Origin of the sequence: Changchengzhania lutea, from assembly GCF_006974145.1 — a bacterium.
GTDB classification, from domain to species: Bacteria; Bacteroidota; Bacteroidia; order Flavobacteriales; family Flavobacteriaceae; genus Changchengzhania; species Changchengzhania lutea.
Genome location: NZ_CP039456.1, coordinates 2,259,605 through 2,285,715 on the forward strand (window position 1 = coordinate 2,259,605; position 26,111 = coordinate 2,285,715).

The window sequence follows — 26,111 nt, forward strand, 5'->3', positions numbered from 1 at the left end:
ACTTTATTTATAATTTCATAAAAGTTAAGAAGGTCTTAAAAATATCTTTTTTACATTTTCAAATCAATCAAATCAATCAATCCGCTCTGTGAATTATTACTCGAAAATATTGCTTTTCGCATATTGCTTATTTTTTACCTCAATAGAGGTGACTGCCGATCCTGCAATAAAGACAATTACCCAAATTCAAATTGATAGTTTAATTAAGGAAAAAAGCATCGATAACGATATGACACAATTGGAGTTATTGATACTTTATGAAAATGCCATAAGAGAGAAACATCAAGATTCTATTAATATTTTTAAAACTTTGGCTATTCTTAATGCACATTTGGAGCAGCCGGCAGATGCCTTTAGTTTTACAGAGAAATATATAAATAACACATTAGATTTTTTAATTTTGGATGATTCTTCATATGATGCTATAAATGCTACTAAAGAATATAAGGCATTGAAAAACAGGTATATGATTAAGCTGAATGTGCTCACATTTCTTTATTTATACATAGCTTTAATAGGCTTTTATTTTGCCTTTGTTATATATTTTTCAAAAAAGGCTCATGCCGCTACTAAAATATTTATTGGTGGATTTGTTGCTGTGCACTCCTTGTTTATTTTAGAATTTGTTTTATACATGTCTAATTTACAATATAAGATTCCGCACACTTATTTGATGGCATCGACAGGAGCCTTATTATATGGGCCATTTTTATATTTTTATTTTAAAGGTGTTAGTCTGAAATATAAATTTAGAAAAGTAGACTTGTTACACTTTTTGCCATCCTTGTTGTTACTCATATTTCTAACCCCATTATATTCATCCTCAGCATCAGAAAAAATTAGAATGATGCTAGATTTAGATGTATCATACAAGTTTTTTAGTTATACCGTATTCATTTTAAAAACGAGTTCTTTAATTATATATGCGTTTTTAATTAGAAGGCTTTATTATAAATATAAATCTAGCGAAAGTAAAACACCAGTATCATCGTCTATAGAAAGTTGGAAGAAAAATCTTTATAAAATTCATTTGGCTTACGTGCTGTCTTATGTCATATATGGTATATCAAGTACAAGTATAATGGGTGATTTGGGTAGCTTGGTTAACCATGCACAAGTAGGTCTCATGTCGGTCATGGTGGTTTACATTGCTCATATGGCTTATGTTCAACCAGATATTTTCAGTAATAGTTATGTGTCATTAAAAGACAAGTTATTTCTCAATAAATATAAGCATTCTGGACTTACGAATGCCCTCTCTGAAGAGTTAAAAGAAAATTTGATTAATTTGATGGTTCAAAAAAAGGTGTATAAGGACAACACCATTAACTTGGAGTCGCTTTCAACACAATTAAATACCACAAGGCATAATGCGTCTCAAATTATAAATGAACATTTTAATATGAATTTTTTTGAACTTATTAATACCTTTAGAGTTAAAGAGGCTATAAATATGTTTAAAGAAGATACCCATGGCAACCTCCACATTATTGATGTGGCTTACGAAGTGGGGTACAATAATAAGGTCACTTTCAATAAAGCGTTTAAAAAGGAAACTTCACTCACGCCTTCAGAATTCATTCAAGCGCTAACAAATAAAAGAACCTACGTAAATCCTGAGTAAACATTCATCGGAAGAGTAAAGTATTATAGGGATTACCAATATTTACGTACACTATTCTTTTTTTTACTCTGCAATTGTAAAAGGTAAGGTGGTAAATGCGCTTTACTTAAATAATAGATTTCTCTAAACTTTGATTTCACTGTAAAGTATAATTTTTTGAATTAGTCACTTAAAAAAACTTTACCGCCTGCCTTTTTACAATCTGCATAGACTAATTCAAAACAATTTATTTATGAAAGTAAAAAACTCCTATTTAATTCTGGCGTTTTGGCTATTGGGTATTTCCATAGGCTTTGCGCAAGAAAAAACAGTTTCAGGGAAAGTTGTAGACAACAACAACATGCCCCTGCCTGGTGCCACAGTGTTAATCAAAAACACTGCCACCGGAGCATCAACAGATTTTGATGGAAATTATTCTATAACCGTTAATCAGGGCAATACTCTGGTTTTTAGTTATTTAGGATATATTCCAAAAGAAATTTTGGTTGGCGCATCTAATACCATTGATGTGGTTTTAGAAGACGATGTAGAATCTCTACAAGAAGTCGTTGTGACGGCATTGGGGATTAAGCGTAAACCAAAAGAATTGGCTTATGCTACTACGGTAATAAGCCAAGAAGCTTTGGTGCAAGCTGCACCTGTTGATGCTACATCGGCGCTTGTTGGTAAAGTGTCTGGTTTGAACATTAACTTCAGTGACAATGGTGTTAGACCTAATGCCACTGTTAGATTAAGAGCTTCTACTTCCATTAACGGAAATAATGACGCATTGATAGTAATTGATGGTGTCCCTCAATCTAGTAGTGCACTGTCAGACTTAAATCCTAATGATATTGAATCAATTAATACACTTAAGGGAGCTTCTTCCGCAACCTTGTATGGTTCTGCTGGAGCAAATGGAGCTTTAATTATCACTACAAAAAGAGGTAAAAACAATGGGAAAATTAGTATTTCTGTTAATTCTGCTGTTACTTTTGAAGTGCTAAAGTTCTTCCCCGAAACGCAAAGCAAATATGGTAGTGGTTCTGATGATGTTTTTACTTATACACCAGATGAAAATGAAAGTTGGGGTGCTAGATATGATGGTACTATTCGTCAGATTGGCCCTGTACTACTTGATGGGACTTTCCAAACAGGACGATATGCTCCAGTTAAAAATGGTAGAGAAAACTTCTTCGAGACAGGTATTGGAATTCAAAACGGAATTTCTATAAGTGGAGGAGACGATACTTCTACCTATTTCTTTTCAGCACAAAGAATAGACAAAACCGGTATTACTCCAGGCGATAAATATTTTAGAGATAACTTTAGATTTAATGCTACTAAAAAATACGGTAAACTTGAAACGGGAACCATAGTATCTTTCTTTCAAGATAAAGTAGATGCAGCTGGACCTAGTCCAACAGATGGTAGTTTTTATAGAATCTTATTAAATACACCTGCCCATATAGATTTGCAGAAGTATAAAAACTGGAGAACAGATCAATATGCTACACCAGACACTTACTATAATGCATTCTTTAAAAATCCATACCAAGTTGTAGATCAAAATAGAGACACGAATAGAAGAAATCGTTTACAGGCGGTTGCGAATTTTAAATACGCATTTAACGACTGGCTCTCTGCAACCTATTCTTTAGGGGGGACATGGTCTAATAGAGAAACTAAAAATACGCAAGAAGCATTTGCCTATGTTCCAAACACACCATACTCAAGACCTTCTGACGAAGTAAATGCTGTAGCAGATGGAACTAGTAGTGACTTTAGATTAAACTCGGATCTTTTATTTAATATAGAAAAGCAATTATCAGATGATTTTAGTTTAAGAGTTATTTTGGGAACACACTTAGAGTCTCGCAGAAATAATCAAATGAATATTATTGGTAATAATTTATTTACTAATGAAATTTTCAATGTAAATGTAAGACAAGGAAATTTAGCATTTAACACAACTAATTTTGCTTCTCCGCAAAGTACATTCCAAAAGCGATTATACTCTTATTTAGGGGATGTAACTTTAGGGTTTAAAGATTATTTATTTTTAACTGGATCATGGAGACAGGATACGTCTTCTACCCTTCCTGCTCAAAATAACACTTATCAATACTATAGTAGTGGTCTATCATTTATAGCAACTGATGCTATTGAAGGTTTAAAAGGAGATATTTTAGATTTCTTAAAGTTTAACGTAAGTTATGCTAAAGTAGGTAAAGATGCAGATATTCAAGATACTAATGAAAATCTTATTGTTCCAGTAGGCTTTCCATTTACTAATCCAGGTTTAAGACCTACTACTATTGCAGTAGATCCAAATTTAAGTCCTGAGTTTACAACTTCAATTGAGGCAGGATTTAGAGCTGAGTTTTTAAGAAAAAGAATAACACTTGATGCTAATTATTATGTTGCTAATTCTGAGGATCAGATTAGTAATGCAGCTGCTTCAAGAGCTTCAGGAGCTACTTCTTTTTTAACTAATGTAGGTGAGATTCAAAATAAAGGAATTGAAATTGATTTAAATTTAATTCCTCTTCGAACTGAACACTTTCAATGGGATTTAGGCTTCACTTTTTCAACCAATGATTCAGAAGTAATTGCATTGAGTGATGGTGCCGATAGAATTCAACTTGGAACAGCAATAGCAGACACTGCTGGAATATTTGCTGTAGTAGGTGATCAATATCCATCTTTATTTGCACCTGCTTATGTAAGAGATCCACAAGGTAGAATAGTTGTTGGTGCTGATGGTAATCCATCTCCAACTAGTGAATTTGAAAATTTGGGAAATACAGTTCCTAATATTATAGCTGGTGTAACAACTAAATTAAGCTATAAAGGTTTGTCCTTAAGAGCTGTAGCTGATTATAAAACGGGTCATGTATTTTATAGCACAGTTGTTGAGGCCCTAGAATTTGCTGGATTAACAAAAAACAGTGTGTCTACAGATAGACAACCATTTATTTTTCCAAACTCTGTATATGAAACAGCACCTGGTTCTGGAATATTCGTTGAGAACACAGACAGACCCACATCAGACGGAACAAGAAACTTCTGGCAAACTTCCTATAACGAAATTAAAGAAAACTATGTAGTGGATGCCTCTGCTATCAAAATTAGAGAAATTGCATTAGACTATACATTACCTTCTAAATTTTTAGAAAAGACACCTTTTGAAGCAATCACTGTTGGTTTTGTGGCAAATAACTTAATTATGTGGAGAGCCGCAGAAAACATTTATACAGACCCAGAATTTTCACTTAACTCTGGTTTTGGTCAAAATATTGGTATTGGTGCAGGCAACAATTCAACGGTAACAAACGGAACAACAGGTATTGGAACATCTGCTCAAGCTCCACCAAGTGGAACTTATGGATTTAAAGTTAATGTGAAATTTTAAAAAATTTGAAAATGAAAAATATAAAAAATTTAATTCTCCTTTCGATATTGATGTTTTCGGTATCATGTAGCGATGATTATTTAGATGTTAATGGAAGTTCTGCAAACCCTTCTTCTTCGACACCTGATTTAGTCTTACCCGCAGCACAAAAGAATTCGGCCGATATGCTTTATGATGCAGATAAGCTGAATGCTTCTGGAGACTCTTTTAATAGAATTGGAAGCATACATGCAGGTGTTTTAGCTGATGCTGGAGATCGTGTTTGGTATCAACCTGAACAACAGTATTTAATTCTTAATAGTACCTATTCTAGAATATGGGAAAACACCTATACGCTAACGCTTTTTACCTATAACTTTATAGAAACTTTTGAAGCGGATGGATATGACAATTACAAAGCCATTGCTAAAATCATGAAAGCATTTCATATTGCTATGCTGGTAGATACTTATGGGGATATTCCTTATAGTGAAGCCTTTGGTAGAGGAAGTAATACACAGCCAGCTTACGATGATGACCAAGAGGTATATGATGCGATTTATAATGAACTAAATACAGCCATTAGCATGATTGACAATGCGCCTCCGGGAACTTTGACAGCTTCTACGGATGCTATGTTAGGTGGAGATATGGATGAGTGGAAAAAGTTTGCAAACACACTTAAATTAAGGATGTTGCTACGCCAAGTAAATACAGGTGCTAGTTTAGCTGCTAAGTATAGTGAATTAATAAGCAATGGTATTGGATTTATTGATGCCACAGTATCTGTTAATCCTGGTTATGCAAATCAAGCCAATCAACAAAATCCTTTTTATACTGTATTTGGATTAACTCCTGGAGGGAATCCTACAAACAATAATCAAGCTGCACGTGGTAATGAGTTTTTTGTTGAATTTCTAAAGGATAGTGACGACCCAAGGCTTACACAACTTTTTGTGCCTGCCGCTTCAGATGGAGAGATTCGTGGAATTCCACAAAATAATTATACCAATGCATTTAGATCTGATGCCACATCGCCTTTAGGCCCTGGGCTTTTAGTCGATAGCACTCAAGACCTTCAGGTTATGCTCGGTTCCGAATCTTTGTTTTTACAAGCAGAAGCTGCTTTTAGAGGTTTAATTCCTGGCGATCCAGCTTCATTGTATAAATCGGGTATAGCTGCTTCTTTTAGTGAGTTAGGAGCAACAGGCGCTACTGCATACGAGGCTGATTCTTTTAACAATAAAATCAATTGGGCTCTAGCTTCTTCGTCTGGAAACGAACTTGAGGCTATTATAACTCAAAAATGGATTGCTGGTGGTTTTATTTCTGGATTTGAAGTATGGATGGATCGCGTTAGAACAGGTTTTCCTTCTGGGATACCTATTCCTGTAGGTGCTTTTTCTCCCATATTTCCATCTAACTTATTATACCCAACTTCAGAAATAGCTACGAATTCAGCTAATGTTCCTGATCAAGGTGATAATGCTGCTTTTGACAGACATACATTTTGGATGCAGTAATAAATTAATTTAAAAAATATCATATATATGAAAAATATAATAAAATCTATTACATTATTAATAGTAATGTGTTTGTCAATAACGTCGTGCATCTTAGATGATGACAATCTTGCTGACACGTTTAATGACGGTCCGAATTTTGTAGGTTTTACAGCGGCAACTGTTAATGCATCTGCTATTGCAAATGGAGAAGAATCAGAAGTTTTCTTACCAATAATTCTAGAAGGTCCATCCTCTAATGATTTTAATGGAGAAATTACAGTGGCATTATCAGTAGATCCTTCATCTACAGCTATTGAAGGGGTACATTATAGACTGGATTCCAAGACGGCCACTATTTCATCTGCTAATAATAATCTTGCATCTATTCCATTAACCGTAATTACAGACGGAATCGACCCACCGTTAGATGAGAACCCTAAGCTGATTTTAAATATTACTGAAATTTCCGATGATTCTGTTATAGTAAATGGTCGTACTAGTTCAATAGCAATTACGGTCGAATACTTATGTTTCTCAGATATCACAGGAAAATATAGAACCTTAGATGCTGCATATTATAGAATCGGATCATTTAATGATACAGAAACTTCTTGGCCAGCTGAAATTGAAATTCAATATATCTGTCGTGATACATATAGAGTCATTGAATTCTTTGGATTTTTTAATGGTAATGAGTGGTATTTTAAGGTAGACCCTGAAACAGGTGTTATTACCTATCCAGCTTTGACTCCCGAGGGAGATGGACAACTTGGAAACGGACAACCTGTTATAACCTGTCAAACCAACCCTGCTGAGATGACCAATGTTCCATGTGGAGCGTCTGTAACTAATTTTGTTGTACGTGATAATGATCTTGTAACCTTATACATGACCTTTGGGTATTTAACCCCAGGTTCTGATGGGAATGAAGGCCCTAGAGAGTTTTATCAAGTATTGGAAAAAATTATAGAATAATTCAAATTTAAAAATTAAATAAAATGAAAAAAATATTTTATATATTAAGTAATTGTGTACTCTTAGTGTTACTCCTTATTAGTTGTAACTCTGACGATGATTTGGCTCTCGTGGGTAGTACGGCAAATTATCCTACGCCAACATTTAGTTTAAGACCAGGTCCAACTTCAGTTAATGAGGCAGGTGAAACGGTAATTACTTATGATATTGTTACAGATAGACTTACCAATACAGATCTCATCTTTAGTTTTAAACAAGTTGGCGGAAACGCAGAGCTTGGTTCAGATTATGAAGTTTCTGTTGGCACAGTTGAAGCCCTTACCACTACTGGTGAAATGAGTGTTACGATACTCAATGATGTACTTGTTGAGAATACCGAAACTTTAGTTTTAGAAATTGAAAGTGGCCCTGCTGCTACAAGTGCATATTTGGTAAATCCAAATACGGAATACCCTTCTCCTTTAACAATAAATATTGAAAACTCTGTGGGATTTGATCTTACAATTGGAATGGAATGGGATGCGGATAATGGTTCTGAATCTTCACCAACCGAACTTGCGGATTTAATATTATTAGTTACCGATGCTGTTTCTCCTTATACTAATATAATTGATGGTGCAGATGGTGCCGATTTTGAGGAATTGACATTAGGGGCTGATACTCCAGATGGCGATTATTTTGTTGTGGCCGATGTATATGCCCTTGATGATTCTGATTTTGATATAGATATAGATTTATCTTTCAATCAGCCTGGTGTTATTGACGATGTGCTTAATTTTTCGGCTGCATTAAATTCAAGAATTCTTTGTAATAATTATGTTGTTCTAGCCAAAGTATCCAAATCTGGAGAAAGTTGGTCAATTACATCAGAAAATGCAACTTTGACGAATGATGGCTCTCCTGATACAAGCATGGCTGGCCCCTTCATTGGAACTTCTACAGTTGTAACTGATGATTGGGCTGATTATGCCGTAGGTGATACGGTTGAAATAGAAGCAGGGACAAGTGCCAATGAATTTTGGATAAGAAATTATACCAATCCTGCGATTGCAAATACTGACACTGCATACCTGATTGTAACTATCGACGATGTTTGTGGTAATGTAACAGTAATGTCGAATGAAGATTACCAATATGGTTGTCCTACAGGAGTTGTTACAGGTTCAGGCACACTTGATCTGGCTTCTAAAACAATTGATATAACCAATACATTTGCACTTGGTGAAGCTTGTGGTGGAGATTATCCAGGACAACAATTCGTACTTCAATTGCCGTAATTTAATTTATATATAAAAAGAAGATTTACTTGATATAAAACTAAAAACCACTCTAATGAAGAGTGGTTTTTTTATACCTTTTAGCCCCCAATGGTAAACCAAACACAAATCGTCGGATTATGAGTCATTAAGATTTGAAACCCTTTCTATTTTTTCTTCCTAAAGCTCACAACAACAAGTATGATCATACCTGTAGTAACAAATAAATCGGCAATGTTAAACACACCCGTTCTAAATACACCACCAAGATCTATATGCAAAAAGTCGGTCACGGATCCATATACAATGCGGTCGTAAACATTTGCCAAACCGCCACCAATAATAGCCGCAAATGCAAATAAAGACAAGTTATCTAAAGATTTATCCTTAAAAATATGCACCAATACAAATCCTAAAACCACGATGGGTAAAATGAGTAATAATAAAATTCTAAGAGTGGGGTTTAGGTCGCTACCCATTCCTAAAAATGCTCCAGCATTCTCTACATTATGAAGTGTAAAATACTCACCAATTATAGATGATCTTTCTGAAGGGTTAACATGGACTCTAACGATCGTTTTTGAAACTTGATCTAAGGCTATGGTGATTATAATGACTAAAAGTATGTAGGCGGAACGTCGCGATAATTTCATGAAATGGTTTTATATGGTTGCCGATTCGGTTTGTGCGTCTCTATTTATTTTTTTAACTAAGCCTTGAAGCACTTTCCCAGGACCAACTTCAGTAAACAAAGTAGCACCATCCGTAATCATTTGCTGTACAGATTGTGTCCATCTAACTGGCGCTGTTAATTGTGAAATTAAATTAATTTTAATAGCCACTTCATTCATAATCGCACTAGCGGTAACATTTTGGTAAATAGGGCATTGAGGTTTACTAAAGGTAGTGTTCTCAATAGCCGCAGCAAGCTCTTCTCGTGCAGGTTCCATAAGTGGCGAGTGAAATGCGCCTCCAACAGGTAAAACAAGCGCACGTCTTGCTCCAGCTGCTTTCAAGGTTTCACAAGCTCTATTTATGGCCTCAAGTTCACCAGATATGACCAATTGTCCTGGACAGTTATAATTAGCAGCAACCACAATGCCTTCGGTTTTTGCGCAAACATCTTCAACAATATGATCGTCGAGCCCCAAAACGGCAGCCATCGTGCTAGGTTCTATTTCGCATGCCTTTTGCATCGCCAATGCACGTTGTGAGACCAACTGTAAACCATCTTCAAAAGTCAATGTGCCGTTTGCGACCAAGGCTGAAAATTCACCTAAGGAATGGCCAGCAACCATATCTGGTTTAAAGCGATCACCCATTGTTTTGGCAAGAATAACAGAATGCAAAAATACTGCTGGCTGGGTGACCTTGGTTTCTTTAAGATCATCTGCAGAGCCTTCAAACATGGTATCTGTAATGTTAAAGCCTAAAATGGCATTCGCTTTTTCGAAGAGTTCTTGGGCTAAAGGAGCGTTTTCATAAAGGTCTAAGCCCATCCCTGTAAATTGAGCCCCTTGGCCAGGAAAAATATATGCGTTCATGTTGGTTAATTTTTTAATGTGGCAAAAATAACAATTTTATAAGACTTTAATCCTTAGAAGAATTAATTGTTGCACGGAGCGACGCGGAGAGCCACAGAGTAGCACAGCGCGTTTTTTATTAAAATTGAACGCGAGGTTTTTTAATTTACAGAACACACCCACAAGTTAGCACTAATTTCTCAGTGAATCTCGGTGTAACCTCTGCGTTTCTCTGTGAAATAAGCTATAATCCAACAGTTGCCGCTTCGGCACATTGTTCCCCATCCATAGCGGCAGATACGATACCACCAGCATAACCACCGCCTTCACCACAGGGAAATAAATTAGATATTTGTGGATGTTGCAACAAGCCATTTCTAGGAATCGATACTGGTGATGAGGTTCTAGATTCAACACCGACAATATTAGCCTCCTCTGTATAATAGCCTTTCATTTTTTGTCCGAAGTATTCAAAGCCCTTTCTCAATCGGCTGCCAATCAATTTCGGAAGTAATGAATGCAATGGTGCCGACTTTAGACCAGGTTGGTATGATGTGGGGTTTAAATTTGAAGACAGTTTACCTTGGACAAAATCTGTTAAACGTTGTGCAGGAGCCGTCTGACTTCTTCCGCCAGCCGTATAGGCTAACTTTTCTAGATTTTTTTGATATTCTAAACCTTTTAAGGCTCCAAAATGCGCGTATTTCTTTAAATCTATATCGGCGTTAATTTCAACAACAATACCCGAATTTGCAAACAGATTATTTCGTTTAGACGGGGACATGCCATTTACTACCACTTCGCCACTGGCTGTAGCTGCAGGCACAATAAATCCACCTGGGCACATGCAAAAGGAATACACCCCACGGTCGTTTACTTGCTGCACCAAACTGTAGGATGCGGCTGGTAACAGTTCGTTTCTATCGCTAGAGCAATGATACTGAATGCTATCAATAATATGCTGTGGATGTTCGATACGAACACCCATAGCGAAAGATTTCGCTTCCAAATGAATCTCTTTTTTTTGCAATAGATAAAAGATGTCTCTTGCAGAATGCCCCGTGGCTAAAATTACCTTTTCAACGGACATTTCATTACCGTTATGCATTTGGATAGTCTTTATTTTGCCGTTTTGTATGACAAAATCTGCAACGCGTGTCTCAAAATGAATCTCACCGCCATACTTTAAAATGGTTTCTCGAATATTCTGAACTACTTTAGGGAGTTTGTTTGTCCCAATATGCGGGTGTGCGTCTATTAATATTTGCTCGGTAGCACCGTGAAATACTAAGTTTTCAAAAATCCGGCGAACGTCGCCACGCTTTAAGCTACGTGTGTAGAGTTTCCCATCACTGTACGTGCCTGCACCTCCTTCTCCAAAACAATAATTGGAATCTTCATCTACAATATGGTCTTGATTAATAGCTTTTATATCACGCCTGCGGTCTTTTACATTTTTACCACGCTCCAACACAATGGGCTTAAAACCAAGTTCAATACAGCGCAGTGCTGCATACATGCCTGCGGGACCAAAGCCGATGATATGTATGGGTTTCGCCTTTGAAACGTCTTTATAGTCAAACAGATAACTCGATTGTTCTGGCAACGGCTCTTTGATGTAAACAGCAATCTTATAATTGAAATAGATTTTCGGTTTTCTGGCATCAATGGATTTTCTTAAAATTTTAATCCCAGTGATTTCAGAAGTATTAATCCCTAAAAAACGCGCTGATTTTAAAGTTAAAATAGCATCAATTTTTTCTTCCTTAAGGCTAATACGTAACTGAATGTCTTTTACCATGCTGCGAAATTATGGAAAATTGAGATAAGCGTTTAAAAAAAGAAGGTTGAATATTTATGTAATTAGTATAATTGCTTTTTAAATGGATTTGTTAATCTTGCTGACAAAGTCAAGTAGATTCAAGTCTTCACATACGTTATAAAAGAAAAGTCATAGTCATTATGTACGTCTTTATTATGAAATCGATTAGCTATTTCTTTCCAAGCTATAGTATCGATTTCAGGAAAAAACGTATCGGCTTCAAAATGGGCATGCACACGAGTGAGTTCTATTTTATCTGCAAGATACATGGCTTGCTTGTAGATTTCACCACCACCTATAATAAAAGGTTGGGAGTCACTTTTGGCAGCATCTATAGCATCTTCTAAATTCGTAACAACAATAACACCATCGGGAGCTGAGTAATTGGGTTGTCTGGAAATGACAATATGTGTTCTATTTGGTAATGGTTTAGGGAAACTTTCGAAGGTTTTGCGTCCCATGATGATATGATGCCCGTTTGTTAGTTGTTTAAAGCGTTTTAAATCATCACTTAAATGCCAAATGAGTTGGTTGTCTTTTCCGATGGCATTATTTTCGCTGGTAGCTACAATTATGGTGAGCTCACTTTTTTTTTTTGAAGAAGCATCGGTAATGACATTTTTTGGTGCCTCATTATAAACTTCGGTTTGTGCTATTAATGCTTCCTCTTTTATAAAATCTTCTTTTAACTTTTCTATTCGCTCTTGCTGCTGTGAAACCAATTTTTTTAATTGCTGCTGTTTCCAGGCTTCACCCATGAATTTATGGGTTACAAAAACATTGAACAGATGATACAGGAAAAGAAACAACCAAAATAAAATAGCAAAGACGAACCAGTCTAAGTTGAAAATTTTAAAGTCCTCGGCAATACCTAAAACGGTATTTGCCACAATAATAAAAACGGCTCCTATTAAGAAAACAACAAAGTGTATGTATAAACGTTTTTTTTGTTTAATCCGTTTTTGTGCATTTTGAATAAGCTCCAACTGATCCTTATCTATTTCTGGTATGGCTTTCTTTTTTCCGAACATAATCCTCTTTTAATTATTGTAAAGTTAAAAATTTTTAATGATTCCACTGAATTTGTTTTTACAGTTCTATCCGCAAACGTTTTCGTTTAAAACGCATTGAAAATCAAGACAAAAGGCTGTTTTTTTATTCATAATATTACAATGAATGGTCATTTATTTTTTCTATGATTGAAATATAGGGAGTGCCCATTGTCAATTTGATAATTCTTTATGCAAAACGGTTTCAAAGTTTAGAGTCTGAGATTTTGTTTTTAAATTTGTAATACTATAAACAACACTATATTATTATGGCTATTACAAAACAATACTTAAAAAGCAAACCTATTTGCAAGGTTACCTTTTCTATACTTGCCAAAGACGCTACAACCGTATCGGTAGTTGGAAATTTTAATGACTGGAATGCGTCGGCTACGCCACTTAAAAAATTAAAGAACGGCACCTTTAAAGGTACTGTGAATTTAGAAAAAGATAACTCTTATGAGTTTAAATACGTTGTTGATGGCACCTATGTCAACGATAATGCCGCAGATGCTTACACATGGAGTGAGTTTGCATCGGCAGATAACAGCGTCGTGAACGTTTAGTTATTTCTTAACTTAATAAAAAGCGTTTTCCTATCCGGAGAAGCGCTTTTTTTATACCGCTACAATACCCTTTATATGGGGATGTGGATTATAATCCACAAGTGTAAAATCTTCAAACCTAAAATCAAAAATATCATTGACTTCAGGATTGAGTATCATTTTTGGAAGTGGCCTTATATCTCTTGAAAGTTGAAGCTCTAACTGCTCAAAATGGTTGCTATAAATATGCGCATCACCAAAGGTGTGAATAAATTCTCCAGCTTCGTATCCGCAAACTTGAGCCATCATCATGGTAAATAGGGCATAAGAGGCTATGTTGAAAGGCACTCCTAAAAATATATCGGCACTACGTTGATAGAGCTGGCAGGATAATTTCCCATTAGCTACATAAAACTGAAAAAAAGCGTGGCACGGAGGAAGCGCTGCTTTTCCATTGGCAACGTTTTCTTCAAACGATTTGGAAGTATCTGGTAATACGGAAGGATTCCAAGCAGACACCAACATTCTCCTACTGTCTGGATTCGTTTTTAAGGTCTCAACAATATCTTTAATTTGATCAATCTCATCACTGTTCCAATTCCGCCACTGGTGTCCGTAAACAGGTCCTAAATCACCATCGTCATCCGCCCAGTCATTCCAGATTCTTACGCCATTCTCTGTTAAATACTTGATGTTAGTATCGCCTTTCAAGAACCAAAGCAGTTCATGAACTATAGATTTTAAATGCAGTTTTTTGGTGGTAACCATGGGGAAGCCCTCGCTTAAATCGAACCGTATTTGGTATCCGAAAACACTTTTAGTTCCAGTGCCTGTACGGTCTTGCTTTTCATTTCCATGCTCTAATACATGCTTAACTAGGTCGTGATATTGCTTCATAGTTGTCATTCCTGCAAAGGCAGGAATCTCATAATTAATTAAAAAATTAGCTGCAATTTAAGATAAAATTTTGCTGAAACGAATTTAAGTAAAATGATGTTTGTGAGCTTATTTTTAATAATAATAAATATCAAAAGTTATTAACGGATATTGAAAACGAGAAATGGATCTTAACTTATATTTAAAAAGATGGCAGAGTATATTTTTTTAAGATGTTATACTGTTACTGTAATACTAAGAGATTCCTGCCTTTGCAGGAATTGATTACCCAATGATCATACCCGCAATAGTCGCAGAAATTAGAGAAGCAATCGTACCACCAAGTAACGCTTTCATGCCAAACTTAGATAGGTTTTTTCTTTGTCCGGGCGCCAAAGAACCAATTCCTCCAATTTGAATACCTATCGATGCAAAATTCGCAAAACCACAAAGCATATAGGTAGCCATGATGATGGATTTTTCATAATTCAGGTGAATAGCATTTGAGACATTTTTTAAATCGGCCAATTGAATATATCCTATAAATTCACTAGCTGCCAATTTAATGCCTAACAATTGTCCCATCAGTGCCATGTCTTCCCTAGCGACGCCAATAAGCCACATTAAAGGGGCAAACACATAGCCTAGAACAAACTCCAATGATAAGGCGGAGTAAGGCGTGTTATTGGCAACCCAACTGTTTAATGTGGACACGTCGCCAACCCATCCTAAAATACCATTAAACATGGCAATGAACGCTACAAATACCAAAAGCATGGCACCGACATTTACTGCGAGTTTTAAACCTTCTGTGGTACCATTTGCAATGGCATCTAAAAAGTTAGAGCCTATCTTTTCTTGTGAAACCTTCACGTCATTATTTACTTTTTCGGTTTGGGGATATAATATTTTTGAAATCACAATAGCTCCTGGGGCTGCCATCACAGAGGCTGCCAACAAGTGTTTCGCATAAAAAAGTCTTAACCCCACATCGTCACCGCCTAGAAAACCAATATATGCTGCTAAAACAGCACCGGCAACGGTTGCCATACCACCAATCATGACCAGTAGTATTTCGGACTTGTTCATTTTTTCTAAATATGCCTTAATTAAGAGCGGGGCTTCCGTTTGACCTAAAAAGATGTTTCCTGCAACACTTAAACTTTCTGCACCAGATATTTTTAAGGCTTTTGAAAGTAACCAAGCCATAGCTTTCACAACCCTTTGGATAATACCTAAGTAAAAAAGAACAGAGGTTAGTGCAGAGAAAAATATTATGGTTGGCAGCACTTGAAAGGCAAAAATAAAGCCGAAAGTATCCATGTCTACCACCAATCCTTCGAATAAAAATTTACTACCAGCTCTGGTAAAATCCAAGACATTGATAAATAAACCACCAATAAACTCAAAAATACTTTTAATAAATTCAACCTTTAATACACCAATAGCTATTAGTAATTGAAAAGCTAGTCCAATACCTACTATTTTCCAATCTATGGCCTTCCTATTGTTACTGAATAGAAAAGAAATAAAGATTAAAGTGATCATTCCTAATACGCCACGCCATAAGCTGGTGATAGAAAATCCCTGATTTGGAACAATGGGTGTAGCGCCTTCTGCAAGAACACTATTTTGTTGAAGTTCTTGTTGCGCCTTGAATTTATAAATACTATTGTTTTCTGAAAAGACTAGAGTAGAATCTGTTAATTCTGAAATTTTGAATTTTTTAATAGTGTCATTAGGTGTATTGAAGTAAAACACCAATAAATTATTTTGATAAATAAAATCACCTGCATAATTATTGTTTTCTGCATCAACGGCATAATTAAATTCGCCATTATCTAAAACCAAAATACCCGAATCGGAGGGTTCAAATGTATTAGACACACTATCGTTAGCGTTTTCAATGGCATCAAATAACCAGGTTTTATTAAGGTCTTGTGCAAAAAAAGTAGTTGTAGATACAAGAAAAAGAGTGACTACTAAAAACAGTGATTTCATAAAGGTGGGCGTGTTATTCTCTTTTCGAGATTTCATCACGAATATGTGCTGCTCTTTCGTAATCTTCGTTCGAGACTGCTTCGTCTAAAAGATTGTGAAGCTCTTCAATGGTTTTACCTTTTAAATTTTCTTTCGGTGATGCTGGTTCCAACTCATTAGCTATCAAATCGTCCACTAAAATACTATCTCGGTTTTCATCATCTTCATCCTCCTTTTTAGGATTTACCTTTAAGTAAATACCCGCTTTATCCAGAATGTTTTTATAAGTGAAAATGGGCGCTTGAAAGCGTAAAGCCAAGGCTATGGCATCACTTGTACGAGCATCAATGATTTCTTCAATTTTATCGCGTTCGCAAATTAAACTTGAGAAAAACACGCCATCCACCAATTTGTGAATAATGACTTGTTTGACGACAATATCAAAACGGTCGGCAAAATTTTTGAATAAATCGTGGGTTAGCGGTCGTGGTGGGCTAATTTCTTTTTCCAAAGCAATGGCTATCGATTGTGCTTCGAAGGCACCAATAACTATAGGTAATTTTCTGTCACCATCTACTTCATTTAATATCAACGCGTAGGCCCCATTTTGGGTCTGGCTGTAAGAGATTCCTTTTATGTTTAATTTTACTAAACTCATATCTTTTAAAAACGCAAAGAACTGTTTAAATTAGAACTTTACCAAACCGGCTTATGCAGATTTATAAATAAAATGCTAATTAAGCAGTTCTGTACTACCACACAATTTATAAAAAATTATTTATTGTTGTGCTTTAAAGGTCTTTAATTTTTCTATAAGTTGAGGAACCACTTCAAAAGCATCACCAACTACACCGTAATCTGCAGCCTTAAAAAATGGCGCTTCAGGATCTGTGTTGATAACCACTTTAACTTTAGAGGCGTTTATACCTGCCAAATGTTGAATGGCACCTGAGATACCAATAGCAATATACAAATTGGCTGCTACGGGTTTTCCCGTTTGCCCAACGTGCTCACTGTGTGGCCGCCATCCCAAATCTGAAACCGGTTTAGAACATGCTGTGGCAGCACCTAAGACATCGGCTAATTCTTCAATCATACCCCAATTTTCTGGGCCTTTCATACCACGACCTGCTGATACAACAATTTCTGCATCGGCAATAGACACTTTATCGGTAGCTTTATCTACAGATTCTACGGTCACTCCTAAATCTGGAATGGATGGCGAAAAGTCTTCCGCAGCAGCGTTACCTGTATTTTCAACCAATCCGAATGAATTGTTAGACACACCAATGACTTTTATATCGGTATTAATTTCTGTCATTTCAAAAGCTTTATTGGTAAAAGCCGTGCGTTTTACCGTGAACGGAGCTGTACTAGTGGGTGCCTCAATAACGTTTGAGGCATAACCCGCCTGTAAACCAACAGCTAAAATTGGCGCCAAATATTTACTGTCTGCGCTAGAACTTATAACAACCACTTTAACACTTTCTTTTTCAGCAGCTTGCTGAATGGCATTGGCGTATGCTTTGGCATTAAATGTTTCTAACTGTGCATTATTAACTTTTAGAACCTTATCTACGCCATAATGTCCTAACTCTGAAGCATCCTCTACATTAATGGTAATGGCCGTTACAGTAGTTCCCATGTTGTCGGCAACTGCTTTGGCATAAGAGGCAACTTCTAAAGCTACTTTTTTAAATTTTCCTTTTTCTGATTCGGTATATACTAAAACTGACATATTTAATATTTTTTTGTCATTCCCAACAAAGGTGGGAATCTTAAATTTGTTTTTGGTCTCCCCTCAAGGGGAGACTTAGAGGGGTGTATAACAGTCCCCTAGTTCCCTTCCTTCGGAAGGGTTATATAACTTTTGCTTCGTTATGAAGTAAGCTAATTAATTCGTCTAAATTATCTGGAGATACTAAGGTAACAGCGCCTTTTGCTGCTGGCTTTTGAAAACCAACCGAAGTTGTAGCTGCCTTTGCATTTACAGATTCTAAAAGGGTTAATGGTTTTTTTCTGGCCATCATAATACCACGCATGTTCGGGATACGTAAATCGCTCTCTTCTACCAGTCCTTTTTGACCACCAATAACTAAAGGAAGTGTTGTCGATACGGTTTCTTTACCACCGTCAATTTCTCTCACCGCTTTAGCCTTAGTCCCATCAACTTCTAAACTAATGCAATTATTTACAAAGTTAGCGTTGGTTAAGGCTGCAAGCATTCCCGGAACCATACCACCATTGTAATCTATAGATTCACGTCCAGCAATAACCAAATCATAACCACCATCTTCTACAACTTTAGCCAATTCTTTAGCAACAGAAAAACCATCGGTCGCTGCCGTATTCACACGAATAGCCGTATCTGCTCCAATAGCCAATGCTTTTCGTAACGTAGGTTCGGTTTCTGCACCACCAACATTAACTACAGTAAGCTCGGCACCTTGTTTTTCCTTAAACCACATGGCACGTGTTAAACCGAATTCATCATTTGGGTTAATTACAAATTGCACCCCATTGGTGTCAAATTTTGTGTCGTTCTCTGTGAAATTAATTTTAGATGTTGTATCAGGAACATGACTAATGCACACTAATATTTTCATAAGTTTTATGATTTTTTAGAGTCTGAATATGTTTTGAATCCTTTAAAAATTGAAGTCGTAACACATATAAAGACCAATCGTTTAGTTGAGGTCACGAAGTTAATTATTTTATTCTGATTTTTTACTATGCGTGCATAGTAAATTTTAAATAAATCTTTTAAGAGTGTGTTTCATTTATTGTTATTTTTGCAATTCGATTTAAAACACACTTAATGAAGACTATTCAATTTAGAGAAGCTATTTGCGAGGCGATGAGCGAAGAGATGCGCAGAGATGAAAGCGTTTATTTAATGGGTGAGGAAGTTGCAGAATATAACGGGGCTTATAAAGCATCAAAAGGGATGTTAGATGAGTTCGGTGCAAAGCGTGTTATCGATACTCCTATTGCAGAGCTTGGTTTTGCAGGCATCGCTATTGGCTCTACAATGACGGGTAATCGTCCTATTGTGGAATACATGACTTTTAACTTTTCTCTAGTTGGAATCGATCAAATTATAAATAATGCAGCGAAAATAAGACAAATGTCTGGTGGGCAGTTTAAGTGTCCCATAGTATTTCGTGGCCCTACGGCTTCTGCCGGACAATTGGGTGCAACACACTCCCAAGCGTTTGAAAGTTGGTTTGCCAATACACCGGGTTTAAAGGTTGTGGTACCTTCTAATCCTTATGATGCCAAGGGTTTATTAAAAGCGTCTATTCGTGATGACGATCCGGTTATCTTTATGGAGAGTGAGCAAATGTATGGTGACAAAGGCGAAGTGCCAGAAGGAGAATACACCATTCCTTTAGGCGTTGCCGAAATTAAACGAGAAGGTACCGATGTGACGATTGTCTCTTTCGGGAAGATTATAAAGGAAGCTTACAAAGCTGCTGATACACTTGAAAAAGAAGGCATTTCTTGTGAGATTATCGATTTGAGAACCGTTCGCCCAATGGATAGAGAGGCGGTTGTGAAATCGGTTAAAAAAACCAACAGACTTGTTATTTTAGAAGAGGCCTGGCCTTTTGGAAACGTAGCTACCGAAATCACGTATTTAGTGCAATCTGAAGCTTTTGATTATTTGGACGCCCCAATTGTAAAATTGAATACGGCGGATACGCCTGCGCCATACTCGCCAGTGCTTTTGGACGAATGGTTGCCAAATAGCGATGATGTTATTAAAGCTGTTAAAAAGGTTTTATATAAATAAATTTTTAATTTTTACGTTATACAAACTTCATTGGCATCTTGTTGATGAAGTTTTTTTATTATGAATATAAGATTTTTTACGACCCTGTTTTTTTTCGGAACAATTTTCGGAATAGCTCAAACCAAAGTGAGCGGTTATGTTTTTGATGAATATAAAGAGCCTGTGGCCTTTGCGAATGTGATTTTTAAAGGCTCTACACAGGGCACAATTACTAACGAAGATGGTAGGTTTTATTTGGAATCTGATGACACTTGGGATGCCATTACGGTGTCTTTTATCGGTTATGAAACCATAGATTTTCCATTGGAAAAGAAGGTGACCTACAATTTGGAATTCACACTCAAGGAATCTGCATCCCAATTAGATCAAGTATTGATTGTTACAGGCAATCAGTCTAAAAAGAATAACCCTGCTATAGATATTCTTAGAAAAATTTGGGCAAACAAGCGCAAAAACGGATTAAGACAGTTTAAACAGTTTGAGTACGATAAGTACGAAAAGGTAGAATTTGATCTCAATACCATTGATAGCACCTTGATTAAAAGCAAGTTGTTTCGAGGTATGGAATTTGTTTTTGAAGAAGTGGACACATCGCGCGTAACGGGTAAAACCTACCTGCCCATTTTTATAAATGAAGCGGTTTCAAAAGTATATGGTGATAATGTTATTAAGGAGGAAAAGGAAGTTTTGGAAGGTAATAAGAATTCGGGTTTTAGTAATAATCAGGTCATTATTGATTTTGTAGACGATTTGTATAATGACTTCGATGTTTACGAAAACTACTTAAAGTTCTTTGATAAAAGTTTTGTCAGCCCATTATCTAAAACCGGGATCAACACCTATAATTATGTTTTATCAGACAGTACATTCATAGATAATAAGTGGTGTTACAATATCATTTATTATCCCCGCCGAAAAAATGAGCTCACTTTTAAAGGCGATTTTTGGGTAGCCGATACAACCTATGCCATCAAAGAAATAAACCTTCAAGCTTCAAAAAGCGCGAACATTAACTGGGTGAAAGAAATTTATATCGAGCAGGAATTTGAAGTTTTAAATGACTCATTATTCCTAGTAAAACGCGATTATATGATGTCGGATTTTGCATTTAATAAAAAGGAAAAATCCAGAGGCGTGTATGGCAAACGAACTACACTGTATGATAATTATAAATTCGATATAAAAAAAGACAAGGACTTCTATGATATAGAAGTCTATAATTATGATAAAGATGTTTACGATAGGGATGATGCTTTTTGGGAATCCAACCGTTTAGAAGCTCTAAATAAAGATGAAAAAGGCGTTTATAAAATGTTGGACACCTTGAAAACCGTTAAAAAGTTTAAGCGTCTTTATAATCTAGGAAGTATTTTGGCTTCAGGTTATATTGAGTTTAATGAATTGCCTTTAGATTACGGTCCCATATTTTCAACATTTGGATTTAATGAAGTAGAAGGTCTGCGTTTAAGAGCTGGTGGGAGAACTTATTTTGGACGCAACGATCTTTGGCGATTAGAAGGTTTTTTAGCCTATGGTTTTAATGATGATAAATTTAAATATGGTATTTCTGGTAAGTGGCTTTTGGATAAGAAGAGACGTCTGATTATTTCTGGTGGAAACCGTCGTGATGTCGAACAAATAGGAGCAAGTTTAACCACGTCAACAGATGTGTTAGGGCGGAGTCTAGCCTCCTCTTCCGTGGTGGGTACGGGTGCCAATGATAAATTAACCAATATCAATTTAACCAGTTTAGGGATTGAAGCAGAACCTTGGCGAAATTTAGTTTTAAGAGTAGGTAGTAATTACAGAACTCTAGAATCTGCCTCACCCACGTTTAGTTTAGATTATAATACCCCAACGGGTGTAGAATCTGAAGTGAAACAATTTGAGTCTACAGTATCGGTATCTTATTTCCCAACACGAAAAATGACAGGTTTTGGTGTGGAACGTAAAGAGGCCAATGATGGTTTTCCGCGTTTGTTTGCGCAAGTGAGTCGGGGTGATAAGAGTATTATGAACAGTGATTTTGATTATACAAAAGTGCAGTTTTCATACGTACAGCCATGGCAAATTGGCGGTTATGGGAGATTGGTTTCTACCGTTGAAGCTGGTAAAACATTTGGTGAAGTGCCTCTAGGTTTGTTAAGTGTTATACCGGGAAATCAAACCTATTTCTCCATTTACAATACGTTTTCACAATTGGATTTTTACGAATTTGTGTCAGATACCTATGCCTCGGTGCATTTAGAACATAATTTTAACGGGCGTTTGTTTTCTAGAATTCCATTTTTACGAAAACTGAATTTACGGGAAATTATCAGTGTACGTGGCGTGTGGGGTGAGGTGTCTGATGAAAACCGAGCACTCAACGCCTCTGGACTTATTTATAAGGCACCAGATGAAAGGGCGTATTACGAATACAGCTTTGGTATTGGCAATATTTTTAAAGTCTTTAGAATAGATTTTAATTTTAGAGGAAATTATAAAGATGCTACGCTATACCCAGATGCCAGAAAGTTTGGTATTACGGGTAGTTTTGGGTTTTATTTTTAGGTGTTTTGTTTATCATGTTTGTGAATGATTTCGTTGCGGAAAATCCGTAGGATTCTTTCCGATGAAAACCAAATATAGCAAAAGTACGAGGGTATTTAGAAGGAAAATTATAAGTAGCAAAAGAGTACTAACACCAATTATGCACCAGATTTAGCATTAATTATAATCTTTGATGTGTATAATTTTTATGGTTCAGGATATTTTGCATAAGCTTTTTGGTCAATTTCTGGTTCCGAAAGCCCTTTCGCTCTCAATTTTCGACAATAGCTAGCTCTTAGCCTAGCTAAATCGTCATAAGGATGTTCTTTTAATATTTCGTTGTGTTTTTTAATAGTTTTCTCCTCCCATATTTTATTTAGCAAACTCATTAAATAAGTTTGGCGTTCAAATGCAATTCTTCTGCAATCTTGTTCTTCTATTCTGTTTTTTAGCTCATAATGAAAAGCCATTGAGAAAGTTATACTATCAAAAATCCAATAAAGTATTTCGTCAAAGTCTGTTGTAATTTTGTCAAATGAAATTTGGCCTTTCTCTTTTGCCGAATAGTGAAGATAATTTTTATAATCTTGAAAAACATAGGGTTTTTCATCATAATCAGAAGGCCCAAAATTCGGTTTAAGTCTTTCGGGAACTGCTATTTTTTTGGAAAGCCTATTAAATTCCTTTTCTAATAATTGAACTTGACTCATTTTTCAAATTATTTATGGCCTTTAAATATTTTAAGTTAATCCTTAAACGAATTCAGTATATTTTTCATCAAAACCAAGTGGTATTATTATCGCAACCTAATTACCAGTCTTTTTATCCTTAAACGTATCGAATTCACTTTTATCAGCAACTTTAGGAAATGTATTGTTCGTCATATCGGTATCGGCGAACTCAAAGTTGGGGTCTAGATTTACTTTTTTAACGTCTTTTGCTTTTATAAAGGTTTTGGTAATTTCATATTCATTACGTCGCCATAGATCTGCTGGAAGTCTGTCCATTTCTGTAGTGCCGTCGGTATATTCCCATTCTATGGTCACGGGCATAATGAGTCCGCCGACGTTTTTAATGGTTACCTCATAGACATTTTTACCAGAAAGTTGTTTTCTGACTTCAGGTTCATCTAAACGTGATAAGAATCCACCATAAGTATTTTCTGGGGTCGGAATCATAGTGACCACATTGGGGCCACTTGAAAAATCTTTTGCTGCATCTTGAGCGTTATCGCCCGTAGCTCCAATTTTAATTTTCGACTTGGTGTTTTGATCTTCAATATTGGCATCTTCTTCATAGACCTTAAACCATTTGACATTGGATAATTCCATATCCACATGGCCGGTAGTGAAAAACCAACCTCTATAAAACCAATCGAGATCGGCAGCAGTAGCATCTTCCAAGGTTCTAAACAAATCCCCAGGATTCGGGTGTTTAAATTTCCATCTATTGGCATATTCTTTAAAGGCCTGATCAAATAATTCTTTGCCAATAATGGAATGACGTAACATTTGTAGCCCCACAGTGGGTTTCATATAAAAGTTAACACCAAACTGTTGCAGCAGTTCATTATCAGAAGTGGTCATCACAGGGCGCATGATGCTCTTATCTCCACTCATAAAGGGCACGATACTTTTAGGGGTTACATGCTTATATTCAGGATAGCGTTCTGCCACGGTACGTTGGTGTATAAAGGTGTTTAAGCCTTCATCCATCCACATCCATTTACGCTCATCAGAACTCACGATCATAGGAAACCAATTGTGTCCCACTTCATGAATAATGGTTCCCACCATACCTTGCTTGGCAGCCTCGCTAATTTTTCCGTTTTTTGGGCGACCTCCGTTAAAACTGATCATGGGAAATTCCATACCAATATTTGAGGTGTTTACCGAAATGGCCACAGGATACGGATAATCAAATGTGGCTTCAGAATACACTTCCAAGGCATGTTTGACAGCGTTGGTGGATTCTTCTTGCCAAACAGGAAGGCCTTCCTTTGGATAAAAAGACATGGCCATTACGGTGTTGGTCGGTAATTTGACGGCCTGGGCGTCCCAGATAAATTTTCGTGATGATGCAAATGCAAAATCGCGTACGTTGGTGGCGCTAAATTTCCAGGTTTTTAAGGTGGTGGATTTTGTTTTTTCAGTGGCTTCAGCTTCTGCTTGAGTAATAATGAGTATGGGTTTGTCAAATGATTTCCGAGCGTTCTCCAAGCGCTGTCTTTGTGTTTTGGTTAACACATCATTGCTATTTTTGAGTTTTCCAGTTGAAGCCACAATATGATCTTCAGGAACGGAGATTTCAACATCATAATTACCAAACTCTAAAGCGAATTCACCTAACTTTTGAAACTGTTGGTTCTGCCAACCTTCGGTATCATTATAAACAGCCATTCTGGGAAACCAGTGTGCAATTAAGTACACGGTGTTATCATCTTCTGGAAAATATTCATAACCTTCTCTAGACAGCAGGTACATGCTTCTGTCTGTAATGGGATACGACCAGCCCATAGAAAAACTCATGGAAGCACCAGATTTTAATGGTTGGGGAAGCAGTACTTTCATCATGGTATTGTTAACCAATGACTTGATGGTTTTTCCGTTGGTATCCTTAATATACTTAATGGTGTATCCTGCGGGAAAATCAATGGCTCTGGTTAAAAATTGCATTTGGCGGGCATTGATAGAATCTTTCATGGCATTAGCTATACCACCAAAATCTTCGTTTTCCTTTTTATTCACATTTTGCTCCAGCTGAATCCATAAATAGCTTAAATCATCTGGAGAATTATTGTAATAGGTAATGGTTTCATCACCAGTAATGGTATTTGAAACTTCATCTAATGTGACCTTAATTTTATAATCTGCACGCTGTTGCCAGTAAGCTTTTCCAGGAGCACCACTTGCAGACCGGAAACTATTTGGCGGACTGATCATATTATCAATAGGCTCAAATTTTCCTTGCCACGGTTGGTTTTGTCCTTGAATAAATGACATGGACAATAAGGAGATAAGAAGTAGAGTGAAGTAACGCATGACTTTTTTTGATTTAATGAATAATGATATGCAAGATAGCGAATAAAAAAAATCAATAATATTTTAAAAAATAAAGGTTTAGTTGTAGGTATTTAACGCTTTTTATATTAAAACTTGTGTTTTTCTTAAAAATTTAGTCTTGGCATTATAAGGTTTAAAATCCCATCAAAACAATTCAATATAAGTTGTGTAAGGTGGTGTGGTTAAGTATATT

The 26,111-nt window shown here is 36.2% G+C and carries 19 protein-coding genes; 8 read left to right on the forward strand and 11 right to left on the reverse strand.

What is annotated here, in order from left to right:
• The first annotated feature begins 148 nt into the window (after positions 1 to 148).
• The 5 genes from FAF07_RS10220 to FAF07_RS10240 all read left to right on the forward strand — a co-directional run bounded on the left by FAF07_RS10220 (position 149) and on the right by FAF07_RS10240 (position 8,754).
• Positions 149 to 1,624, forward strand: coding sequence for a helix-turn-helix domain-containing protein (locus FAF07_RS10220; protein WP_221930750.1), 1,476 nt, complete (start codon positions 149 to 151; stop codon positions 1,622 to 1,624).
• Positions 1,625 to 1,856: 232 nt separating this feature from the next.
• Positions 1,857 to 5,018 (forward strand): SusC/RagA family TonB-linked outer membrane protein, encoded by a 3,162-nt coding sequence (locus FAF07_RS10225; protein ID WP_142785019.1) that lies wholly within the window; start codon positions 1,857 to 1,859, stop codon positions 5,016 to 5,018.
• An 11-nt stretch (positions 5,019 to 5,029) separates the two neighbouring features.
• A complete protein-coding gene (locus tag FAF07_RS10230) occupies positions 5,030 to 6,520 on the forward strand; it encodes a SusD/RagB family nutrient-binding outer membrane lipoprotein (protein WP_142785020.1) in 1,491 nt (496 codons plus the stop codon).
• A 27-nt stretch (positions 6,521 to 6,547) separates the two neighbouring features.
• Entirely contained in the window at positions 6,548 to 7,477 is a 930-nt protein-coding gene (locus FAF07_RS10235) for a hypothetical protein (RefSeq protein WP_142785021.1), read from the forward strand.
• A gap of 65 nt (positions 7,478 to 7,542) precedes the next feature.
• Positions 7,543 to 8,754 carry a hypothetical protein gene (locus FAF07_RS10240; protein WP_185956418.1) on the forward strand — a complete coding sequence of 404 codons (1,212 nt, stop codon included), beginning with the start codon at positions 7,543 to 7,545 and terminating at the stop codon, positions 8,752 to 8,754.
• A 146-nt stretch (positions 8,755 to 8,900) separates the two neighbouring features.
• Here the strand turns inward: FAF07_RS10240 and lspA are convergent, their stop codons facing one another.
• The 4 genes from lspA to FAF07_RS10260 form a co-directional block, all read right to left on the reverse strand.
• Positions 8,901 to 9,386: a signal peptidase II gene (gene lspA, locus FAF07_RS10245; protein ID WP_142785023.1), complete on the reverse strand. Its 486-nt coding sequence runs from the start codon at positions 9,384 to 9,386 to the stop codon at positions 8,901 to 8,903.
• A 9-nt stretch (positions 9,387 to 9,395) separates the two neighbouring features.
• Positions 9,396 to 10,277 carry an ACP S-malonyltransferase gene (gene fabD / locus FAF07_RS10250; protein ID WP_142785024.1) on the reverse strand — a complete coding sequence of 294 codons (882 nt, stop codon included), beginning with the start codon at positions 10,275 to 10,277 and terminating at the stop codon, positions 9,396 to 9,398.
• Positions 10,278 to 10,500: 223 nt separating this feature from the next.
• Complete coding sequence (locus FAF07_RS10255) at positions 10,501 to 12,057, reverse strand: NAD(P)/FAD-dependent oxidoreductase (RefSeq protein ID WP_142785025.1); 1,557 nt, start codon at positions 12,055 to 12,057, stop codon at positions 10,501 to 10,503.
• 119 nt (positions 12,058 to 12,176) lie between these two features.
• Positions 12,177 to 13,109 (reverse strand): dihydrofolate reductase, encoded by a 933-nt coding sequence (locus FAF07_RS10260; protein ID WP_142785026.1) that lies wholly within the window; start codon positions 13,107 to 13,109, stop codon positions 12,177 to 12,179.
• 287 nt (positions 13,110 to 13,396) lie between these two features.
• On the opposite strand from FAF07_RS10260, the gene FAF07_RS10265 reads away from it, so the two are divergent.
• The gene (locus FAF07_RS10265; RefSeq protein WP_142785027.1) at positions 13,397 to 13,693 is read left to right on the forward strand and encodes an isoamylase early set domain-containing protein; all 297 of its coding nucleotides are present in this window, start codon (positions 13,397 to 13,399) and stop codon (positions 13,691 to 13,693) included.
• 51 nt (positions 13,694 to 13,744) lie between these two features.
• Here the strand turns inward: FAF07_RS10265 and FAF07_RS10270 are convergent, their stop codons facing one another.
• From FAF07_RS10270 to FAF07_RS10290, 5 genes are all read right to left on the reverse strand, one after another.
• Positions 13,745 to 14,569, reverse strand: coding sequence for a thymidylate synthase (locus FAF07_RS10270; RefSeq protein ID WP_142785028.1), 825 nt, complete (start codon positions 14,567 to 14,569; stop codon positions 13,745 to 13,747).
• Positions 14,570 to 14,833: 264 nt separating this feature from the next.
• Entirely contained in the window at positions 14,834 to 16,585 is a 1,752-nt protein-coding gene (locus FAF07_RS10275; RefSeq protein WP_394344955.1) for a nucleoside transporter C-terminal domain-containing protein, read from the reverse strand.
• Complete coding sequence (locus tag FAF07_RS10280) at positions 16,563 to 17,186, reverse strand: bifunctional nuclease family protein (RefSeq protein WP_142785030.1); 624 nt, start codon at positions 17,184 to 17,186, stop codon at positions 16,563 to 16,565. Before FAF07_RS10280 ends, FAF07_RS10275 begins: the two co-directional genes overlap by 23 nt.
• 120 nt (positions 17,187 to 17,306) lie before the next feature.
• Complete coding sequence (locus FAF07_RS10285; protein ID WP_142785031.1) at positions 17,307 to 18,266, reverse strand: electron transfer flavoprotein subunit alpha/FixB family protein; 960 nt, start codon at positions 18,264 to 18,266, stop codon at positions 17,307 to 17,309.
• Positions 18,267 to 18,387: 121 nt separating this feature from the next.
• Positions 18,388 to 19,134, reverse strand: coding sequence for an electron transfer flavoprotein subunit beta/FixA family protein (locus tag FAF07_RS10290; protein WP_142785032.1), 747 nt, complete (start codon positions 19,132 to 19,134; stop codon positions 18,388 to 18,390).
• A 212-nt stretch (positions 19,135 to 19,346) separates the two neighbouring features.
• Here FAF07_RS10290 and FAF07_RS10295 point away from each other — a divergent pair, with 212 nt between their 5' ends.
• Both FAF07_RS10295 and FAF07_RS10300 read left to right on the forward strand, forming a co-directional pair.
• Entirely contained in the window at positions 19,347 to 20,324 is a 978-nt protein-coding gene (locus FAF07_RS10295) for a pyruvate dehydrogenase complex E1 component subunit beta (protein ID WP_142785033.1), read from the forward strand.
• A gap of 60 nt (positions 20,325 to 20,384) precedes the next feature.
• Positions 20,385 to 22,877, forward strand: coding sequence for a DUF5686 and carboxypeptidase-like regulatory domain-containing protein (locus FAF07_RS10300; protein ID WP_142785034.1), 2,493 nt, complete (start codon positions 20,385 to 20,387; stop codon positions 22,875 to 22,877).
• Positions 22,878 to 23,062: 185 nt separating this feature from the next.
• Here the strand turns inward: FAF07_RS10300 and FAF07_RS10305 are convergent, their stop codons facing one another.
• Positions 23,063 to 23,566: an Imm63 family immunity protein gene (locus FAF07_RS10305; RefSeq protein ID WP_142785035.1), complete on the reverse strand. Its 504-nt coding sequence runs from the start codon at positions 23,564 to 23,566 to the stop codon at positions 23,063 to 23,065.
• A 96-nt stretch (positions 23,567 to 23,662) separates the two neighbouring features.
• Complete coding sequence (locus tag FAF07_RS10310) at positions 23,663 to 25,897, reverse strand: M1 family metallopeptidase (protein ID WP_142785036.1); 2,235 nt, start codon at positions 25,895 to 25,897, stop codon at positions 23,663 to 23,665.
• Between the last annotated feature and the right edge of the window lie 214 nt (positions 25,898 to 26,111).

Bases quoted from the DNA above. Each gene is read 5' to 3' on its own strand.
- FAF07_RS10275 (WP_394344955.1), bottom strand. From the start codon at position 16,585: ATGAAATCTCGAAAAGAGAATAACACGCCCACCTTTATGAAATCACTG.
- FAF07_RS10265 (WP_142785027.1), top strand. From the start codon at position 13,397: ATGGCTATTACAAAACAATACTTAAAAAGCAAACCTATTTGCAAGGTT.
- FAF07_RS10260 (WP_142785026.1), bottom strand. From the start codon at position 13,109: ATGTTCGGAAAAAAGAAAGCCATACCAGAAATAGATAAGGATCAGTTG.
- FAF07_RS10255 (WP_142785025.1), bottom strand. From the start codon at position 12,057: ATGGTAAAAGACATTCAGTTACGTATTAGCCTTAAGGAAGAAAAAATT.
- FAF07_RS10270 (WP_142785028.1), bottom strand. From the start codon at position 14,569: ATGAAGCAATATCACGACCTAGTTAAGCATGTATTAGAGCATGGAAAT.
- FAF07_RS10230 (WP_142785020.1), top strand. From the start codon at position 5,030: ATGAAAAATATAAAAAATTTAATTCTCCTTTCGATATTGATGTTTTCG.
- FAF07_RS10305 (WP_142785035.1), bottom strand. From the start codon at position 23,566: ATGAGTCAAGTTCAATTATTAGAAAAGGAATTTAATAGGCTTTCCAAA.
- FAF07_RS10295 (WP_142785033.1), top strand. From the start codon at position 19,347: ATGAAGACTATTCAATTTAGAGAAGCTATTTGCGAGGCGATGAGCGAA.
- FAF07_RS10235 (WP_142785021.1), top strand. From the start codon at position 6,548: ATGAAAAATATAATAAAATCTATTACATTATTAATAGTAATGTGTTTG.
- FAF07_RS10310 (WP_142785036.1), bottom strand. From the start codon at position 25,897: ATGCGTTACTTCACTCTACTTCTTATCTCCTTATTGTCCATGTCATTT.
- fabD (WP_142785024.1), bottom strand. From the start codon at position 10,277: ATGAACGCATATATTTTTCCTGGCCAAGGGGCTCAATTTACAGGGATG.
- FAF07_RS10280 (WP_142785030.1), bottom strand. From the start codon at position 17,186: ATGAGTTTAGTAAAATTAAACATAAAAGGAATCTCTTACAGCCAGACC.
- lspA (WP_142785023.1), bottom strand. From the start codon at position 9,386: ATGAAATTATCGCGACGTTCCGCCTACATACTTTTAGTCATTATAATC.
- FAF07_RS10225 (WP_142785019.1), top strand. From the start codon at position 1,857: ATGAAAGTAAAAAACTCCTATTTAATTCTGGCGTTTTGGCTATTGGGT.
- FAF07_RS10285 (WP_142785031.1), bottom strand. From the start codon at position 18,266: ATGTCAGTTTTAGTATATACCGAATCAGAAAAAGGAAAATTTAAAAAA.
- FAF07_RS10300 (WP_142785034.1), top strand. From the start codon at position 20,385: ATGAATATAAGATTTTTTACGACCCTGTTTTTTTTCGGAACAATTTTC.
- FAF07_RS10290 (WP_142785032.1), bottom strand. From the start codon at position 19,134: ATGAAAATATTAGTGTGCATTAGTCATGTTCCTGATACAACATCTAAA.